This window comes from Oceaniferula marina (assembly GCF_013391475.1).
Lineage (GTDB): Bacteria > Verrucomicrobiota > Verrucomicrobiia > Verrucomicrobiales > Akkermansiaceae > Oceaniferula > Oceaniferula marina.
The window spans coordinates 1-5,749 of the sequence record NZ_JACBAZ010000026.1; the positions used below are offsets into that span (position 1 = coordinate 1).

Genomic DNA, 5,749 nt, shown 5'->3' on the forward strand with positions numbered 1-5,749 from the left:
AAAATCAAATTCCACGTTAACAACACTCCTAAAAACCTTAACGAGATGTTGTGTCGCATTAATCGTGCAACATTAATTTGCGAATAAAATGGGTTAATATTTTCACAGCTCATTTTTTATTTTATTGCCGAACGTAAAGCACACCGGCAGCGATCAGGCGTCGATATACGAATTATAGATACAATGACGTAAAATGGATTGCCGTCGCAAACTCGACAGCTACTAGCTGTCGGGTGCTGCGACTTGTTCGACCAGATTTTCTCCGCGCCGCCAATCCATTCTAGTGGCATTAAACAGGATCACCCGGACTTAACGTGCTTACAATGAACAGACTGCAAACTAAAAACGGCCCATACTTGGGGCTTGAGACGCTGCCGCCACTGGTCAATTCACTCTGAATGAATGAAAACCACGCCCTCTCGTCATCTGCTAGACGGCATGAAAACCGAAATTCTTGGATCAAACCATTATAAAATCACTAAACTTTACTACCAGTTCAGGGGAAAACCTTCGGGAATCCAGGCACAAAAAAGCGCCACTAGAATAATGACGCTCAGAATACGATATAAAACAGCCTTGAGCCGCCCGATCTAGCCTTAGATGGATCTAAAAGTTTCAATTTTATGTCGAACGTAAAGCACACCGGCAGCGATCAGGCGTCGATATGCGAATTAATGATACAATGTCGTAATGAGGTTACCTGTCGCAAACTCGACAGCTACTAGCTGTCGGGTGCTGCGACTTGTTCGCTTTGTTGTTTTTAATGCCTTCGCTACTTCTTAAACGCAGGGTTAACCTTCAGTTCACTTTGGAAAGCTTTCGCAAAATCACCCTTTAGACGCTCAAATCCAAAGTGACCATCACCTTCAATTGTATACTTGCCGTCTTTAAGAACGCCGTCGTCTGAAGAGAAAAAGAATGTGCGAAGCTCTCCTTCAACAACTGTCTTAAACCCCTTAACCGGCTTTGGCCTAATATCACTCAAGTGGTAAAACTCCAACTTAGTTCCGATGCGGATGTCACCCTTGTGAACTCCTGTAACAACAGCTCTCGATACCAACCTATTCTTTGGAAATTTAGGTGTAGCGGGTAACAACTCTCGTTCATAAACACAGATATCCACGACGAAATCGCTGTACTTAATATAGTTTTGGACATTCTCACGTTGATCTACTGACTCTCCTCCAATCAATATAATTGGTAATAACATCAGAGCCATGAAGATTAGTGGTAGTTTCATGATTATTTTTTAGCGAACGTAAAGCTCACCCGCCACGATGAAATGGTAGATGAACGGATTAATAGATTTCCTTTTGGGGAATAGAAACAAAACCTGGCAAGTCAGCTACTAGTGGTCGGGTGCAGCGACTTGTTATGCAATTAGTTTCCCCCGTCTTTCTGGTTACTTTCAAGAGCGATTAAGAATACAGATTTTGCTGACCGATGATCAGAATAATCACTTAGCCTTACAAGGAAAACCGATGAATCCACTGAGTGAACAAACTTATGGTTTCATCCTTCGAGCCGATTCGGAATAGTCAACCATTTGAATGATCTGCCTATTTTTTCGCATAACGTAAAGTTCACCGGCCGCGATAGAAGCGTCGATGAAACGATTAAAGTTTCAATTCTCTAGAACAGTAGCAAAACCTGGCCAGTCAGCTACTAGCGGTCGGGTGCAACGACTTGTTCGGTCAGTTTATAGTATAGACTAGTTTCTTCACTCGCCTCCAAACCTCATCACTTGCCCCTTGATTGTAAATCCCCTCTAATGCGTTGTGCAAATCTGAATTATGACGCACATCGTGTTCTAAACGATCAATCACTTCTTCGCCATGGCTCCCAATCAAATGAACTAGCAAACTCATTCCGGTTGCGCTAACCACACAGTAAGAATTGTCTCTTGCGAGAATATCTAGAATAACCTTATACGAATCCAGTGGAAAATTATCGATCAAGTTATCAAGTAACATGCAGCTCCAAAACGACTCTTCATATTCATCGGAACCTTCTTCTGAATGACATAGATCAATCCAACCTGTGATGATATCATCACGTGTAGGGAATGGAGGCTCTTTCATTTTTTTACCGAACGTAAAGCACACCGGCAGCGATGTACCAGATGCACAAATTTATAAGTTTCAATTCTGTAAACCAGTCGAAAAAACCTGGCCAGTCAGCTACTAGCTGTCGGGTGCTGCGACTTGTTCGGTTTGTTGTATTATTCTGACCTAGAGAAGCATCGGCGGATAATCTTCAAAAAAATATAAACCCAAACGAGAACTGGCACCCATGACAGTCCGATCACAGAAATCCAAAAATTTTGAGGGTCAGTTGATTTGCTAATAACAGTTGACGGCAAAGCGCTTCCTCCCATTGTGATCTCACCAGAAATCAAGGCATGCCCCACGAATATTAAAAAACCAGTTGATATGACAGCAAAGGATATCAACACTGAGGATTCTTTGAGTTTTACTGGTTGATTTAACCTTGGGTCCATTAGTAGTAAATTTCAATTTCGAGCAGGTAAACTAGATCATCTACGATAGGTATATCAAAGTGGTAAGGAGGTATCGCATATAATTTTTTACCGAACGTAAAGTTCACCCGTGGCGATGGAAGCCCAGATGAACATTTAAGGTTTCAATTTTGATTAATGGTCGAAAAGCCTGGCACTTCAGCTACTAGCCATCGGGTGCAACGACTTGTTAGCCTTATTTTTTCTTGAATATAAGATGAAGAATACCTGATGGCTTCTTTGGGTCACCTATTGGAATGTCTATGGGTTTACCATGTTCAAAAAAACCATAAAAAAAACATTCACGCTGACGGAAACCATATGTAACAGGTTTTACTTTATCAAAAACTTCAGACATACCTTCGAAATCTGTAATAATACAATGTCCTTTGTAATGAAATTTTGTTCCTATTTTTGACACTGTGACCTCAATTATCATTCCTAAATCTCGTTTAACAAAGTCACCATTCTTAACTTCATCATCTTTGTTGTTATGATCAAAATCCCTTGTTGGAAAAATCATTTCTTTGCCTATAGAAGCTTTTTTCTTCTCACCTTCAACGCAAAGAAACACCAATGGTTTCATTGGTGTTTTTCCTTTTTTAGGTTTATTAAAATTAGAAAATTGCGCGGTCACATTAATTTGTCCTGCTTGAATCGGCATAAGCAGGTTACTGAAAATGATAAAAGCAGTAGTAATGAGTAATATTTTCATAGATTGTGTTATTTTTGGCTAACGTAAAGCACACCGGCAGCGATCAGGCGCCGATATACAAGTTAAAGATACAATGTCGTAAAAAGGTTGCCTGTCGCAAACTCGACAGCTACTAGCTGTCGGGTGCTGCGACTTGTTAGCTCAGATTTTTCACTTTTTCTTGGGATAACCATCTGAGGCTAAAACCTCAAACATCCCACGAACTACGAAAACCATGAACATCCATGCTATCATCTGCATGACAATAGCGAATACGAGCCAGCCTTCCGCGTCCCAGACCATACAACTTAAGCTAATCAAAGAAATAGCATAAGAGAATATACAGACACCAAGGCACTTGCGAGTGAACGGAAATGCCCCGCTTGTAAGCAATAAATGAGGTTTATGGAAAGCTGTTACTGATAATACAGCAACAACCATACAAATAACGATTAACAATGGGTATGTCATATTTTTTAGCTAACGTAAAGCTCACCCGCCCCGATGAAAGGGCAGATAGGCGGTTAATGTTTAAATCGTGTAACGCAGAAGCAAAATCTGGCTTCGTAGCTACTAGGGGTCGGGTGCAGCGACTTGTTCGGTCATTATTGTCTATGGCGAATAATAAACATCATCGCTATCGCATGCCTCATCCTTCCCTTGTGACCATAGGACATATCCGTTCTCCTCATAACTGTAACAAAAGCCACGCCCCCATGGATCCAATGGCTCTTCCTTGAAAATTTGAACCCAAGTGCTTGGAACCGGTTCACGTTGTGGTCTATTTACCAACGCATCCAATCCCTGTTCAGTGGTAGGGTAATCACCTGTTGCTCTTCTGTAACTATCTAATGCAGAAGCAACTGTATTCAATTCACCATCAACATGGACAAAATGAACTACTGTGTTTCTCTTTTGAATGACTAATACCGATAATAAAGCTATCAGTATGATTACCATTAACGATGCTAAGGCAGTTTTCATTCTTTACCGAACGTAAAGCACACCGGCAGCGATCAGGCGCCAATATGCGAATTAAAGATACAATGACGTAAAAGGATTACCTGTCGCAAACTCGACAGCTACTAGCTGTCGGGTGCTGCGACTTGTTCTGCCGATTAGTTTCCCCCGCTTTTCTCGTTGCTTTCAAGTGCGAATAGGAATCCATCTTTATTGCTCACAACTTATGACACGTGACACCCGAATTCGTGTGCCTTGCAAGGAAAGCCGATGATTTCACTGAATGAACAAACTTATGGCTCCACCCTTCGAGCCGATTCGGAATTATCAACCTTTCTGGAAGTGCTGAGTTTTTTTGCAGAACGTAAAGCACACCGGCAGCGATCAGGCGCCGATATACGAATTAAAGATACAATGTCGTAAAATGGTTACCTGTCGCAAACTCGACAGCTACTAGCTGTCGGGTGCTGCGACTTGTTCTGCCATTATTTATTCCGGATACAGCTCTCGATCCCGCTTCACTAAAAAATACGTAGCAACAAGTGTCGCTGTACTGCATACAATTGTGGGAACCATACGAGCATCGACCCCAGGCTTCACGGAAATCATAAATGCTAATGTGAATATAACCATTAATTCAGACCCTGTGTTGTCGCTCGTCATAAAACGACACAACCTGTAGGCGATCACCAATATCAATGGAACGGCTATCACGCCCCACCAGCTACTCATAAATGCGGTTACCACTAGATGAAAAGGAAACATAGGGATATACCAACCTAAGCCTTCAAATGCGTCACTACCATCAGCCAAAAGCATAGGAACAAAGCCTCCTAAACTAGCTGATAACCAAGCAAACAGGAACCTTATTGGCGCAATCGCTAAAGCATTTGAGAATACCTCAACTGGGTCGATTTTCATATTTTTTGCAGAACGTAAAGCTCACCCGCCACGATGAAATGGCAGATGAACGGATTAATAGATTTCCTTTTGAGGAATAGAAACAAAACCTGGCCAGTCAGCTACTAGTGGTCGGGTGCAGCGACTTGTTATGCAATTAGTTTCCCCCGTCTTTCTGGTTACTTTCAAGAGCGATTAAGTATACAGATTTTGCTGATCGCTGATCAGAATAATCGCTTAGCCTTACAAGGAAAACCGATGAATCCACTGAGTGAACAAACTTATGGTTTCATCCTTCGAGCCGATTCGGAATAGTCAACCATTTGAATGATCTGCCTATTTTTTCGCATAACGTAAAGCTCACCCGCCACGATGAAATGGTAGATGAACGAATTAATAGATTTCCTTTTGAGGAACAGAAACAAAACCTGGCACGGCGGCTACTAGTGGTCGGGTGCAGCGACTTGTTATGCAATTAGTTTCCTCCGTCTTTCTAGTTACTTTCAAGAGCGATTAGGAATACAGATTTTGCTGACCGCTGATCAGAATATTCACTTAGCCTTGCAAAGAAAACCGATGAATCCACTGAGTGAACAAACTTATGGTTTCATCCTTCGAGCCGATTCGGAATAGTCAACCGTTTGAATAATCTGCCTATTTTTTCGCATAACGTAAAG

General features: G+C 41.8%; 5 protein-coding genes. All 5 read right to left on the reverse strand.

All coding sequences use genetic code 11. From position 1 onward, the window contains the following. Positions 1 to 772: 772 nt before the first annotated feature. Entirely contained in the window at positions 773 to 1,240 is a 468-nt protein-coding gene (locus HW115_RS19040; protein ID WP_178935123.1) for a hypothetical protein, read from the reverse strand. A gap of 454 nt (positions 1,241 to 1,694) precedes the next feature. Further along, positions 1,695 to 2,081 carry a DUF6869 domain-containing protein gene (locus HW115_RS19045; protein WP_178935125.1) on the reverse strand — a complete coding sequence of 129 codons (387 nt, stop codon included), beginning with the start codon at positions 2,079 to 2,081 and terminating at the stop codon, positions 1,695 to 1,697. Between the two features lie 633 nt (positions 2,082 to 2,714). Then, on the reverse strand, positions 2,715 to 3,233 hold the full coding sequence (locus tag HW115_RS19050; RefSeq protein ID WP_178935127.1) for a hypothetical protein: 519 nt from the start codon (positions 3,231 to 3,233) through the stop codon (positions 2,715 to 2,717). A gap of 591 nt (positions 3,234 to 3,824) precedes the next feature. After that, positions 3,825 to 4,196, reverse strand: a complete 372-nt coding sequence (locus HW115_RS19055; RefSeq protein WP_178935138.1) for a type II secretion system protein GspG — start codon at positions 4,194 to 4,196, stop codon at positions 3,825 to 3,827. 465 nt (positions 4,197 to 4,661) lie between these two features. After that, entirely contained in the window at positions 4,662 to 5,093 is a 432-nt protein-coding gene (locus HW115_RS19060) for a hypothetical protein (RefSeq protein ID WP_178935140.1), read from the reverse strand. Positions 5,094 to 5,749 lie beyond the last annotated feature (656 nt).

Coding starts and splice junctions, on each gene's coding strand:
- HW115_RS19040 (WP_178935123.1), bottom strand. CDS start 1,240: ATGAAACTACCACTAATCTTCATGGCTCTGATGTTATTACCAATTATA.
- HW115_RS19045 (WP_178935125.1), bottom strand. CDS start 2,081: ATGAAAGAGCCTCCATTCCCTACACGTGATGATATCATCACAGGTTGG.
- HW115_RS19050 (WP_178935127.1), bottom strand. CDS start 3,233: ATGAAAATATTACTCATTACTACTGCTTTTATCATTTTCAGTAACCTG.
- HW115_RS19055 (WP_178935138.1), bottom strand. CDS start 4,196: ATGAAAACTGCCTTAGCATCGTTAATGGTAATCATACTGATAGCTTTA.
- HW115_RS19060 (WP_178935140.1), bottom strand. CDS start 5,093: ATGAAAATCGACCCAGTTGAGGTATTCTCAAATGCTTTAGCGATTGCG.